This is a genomic window from Streptococcus hyointestinalis (genome assembly GCF_041225505.1).
Classification (GTDB): Bacteria; Bacillota; Bacilli; order Lactobacillales; family Streptococcaceae; genus Streptococcus; species Streptococcus hyointestinalis_B.
In genome coordinates this window covers 1-1357 of sequence record NZ_JBCLSK010000088.1, presented here as the reverse complement: position 1 = coordinate 1357, position 1357 = coordinate 1, and the positions used below count along the sequence as shown (strand labels likewise).

The following is a 1357-nucleotide window of genomic DNA, read 5'->3' as shown; positions in this document are numbered from 1 at the left end:
AGTAGAAATTTATCATTTACGTAAATCAGGCTGGTCTTGGCCACATCTTTCTGATAAATTCGGAGTCAATCAATCTGGTCTTAAATATATTTTTCGTCTGATAGAAAAACACGGCTTTGAAAGTGTGCGTAAGGTTAAAAATCACTATTATTCACCTGAACTCAAACTAGAAATGATTAATCAAGTTTTCTTAAAAGGACGTTCACAAGGTGAGGTATCACTAGAATATGCCGTACCAAATCGTGGAACATTGTCAAATTGGATAGCACAATACAAGAAAAACGGGTATACTATTGTTGAGAAACAACGAGGGAGACCTGTTAAAATGGGACGTAAACCAAAGAAGAAACCAGAAGAAATGACGGAGTTGGAACGCCTTCAAGAAGAACTAGAATACCTTAGAGCGGAGAATGCCGTGCTAAAAAAGCTACGAGAATACCGCTTGAGGGACGAAGCAAAGCTCAAAGAGCAACAGAAATTATTCGAAGATTGATTCCAGAGTTCTCACTGCCAGTGCTACTTGATATTCTGAAATTATCTCGTTCAACCTACTATTACCAGTTGAAACGCCTATCTTCAGAAGATAAAGATGCCGAACTTAAAGAAATTATTCAAGACATCTACACCGAACATAAAGGACGCTATGGCTATCGCCGTATTCACCTTGAATTGAGCATCGTGGTTACAATGTCAATCACAAGAAAGTTCAACGCTTAATGAAAGAACTCGGATTGAAGGCTAAAATTTGTGCTAGGCGTCGCTATAATTCCTACAAGGGAGAGGTTGGTAAGAAAGATGACAATCTCATTAAACGCCGCTTTAATGCCTCTAAACCGTTTGAGAAGTGCTATACAGATGTCACAGAGTTCGCCATTCCTGCCAGTGACCAGAAGTTATACTTGTCACCTGTTCTTGATGGCTATAACAGTGAAATCATTGCCTATAATCTATCCACCTCAGCTAATCTGGAACAACTTAGGACAATGCTTAATGAAGCCTTTCCAGAGGAAACCTATCAAGGGACGATTCTTCACAGTGACCAAGGGTGGCAATATCAGCACGCTTCGTACCATCTGTTTTTAGAGGAACATGGCATGAGACCGTCTATGTCTCGCAAGGGAAACAGTTTGGATAATGGGATGATGGAATCTTTCTTTGGTATTTTAAAGTCTGAGATGTTTTATGGATTTGAGAAGACTTTTAAGTCTATTGATGAGCTAAAACTCGCTATTTCAGACTACATCGATTATTACAACAATAAACGAATCAAAGTTAAACTAAAAGGACTGAGTCCTGTGCAATACAGAACGCAATCCTTCAATTAAAATATTGTGTCCAACTTTTTGGGGTCAGATCA

1 pseudogene is annotated in these 1357 nt (G+C 38.8%); it reads left to right on the top strand.

Features of this window, described 5'->3' with window-relative positions:
• A pseudogene (locus AALA56_RS10040) lies at positions 1 to 1325 on the top strand (IS3 family transposase); the annotation flags it as partial.
• Positions 1326 to 1357 lie beyond the last annotated feature (32 nt).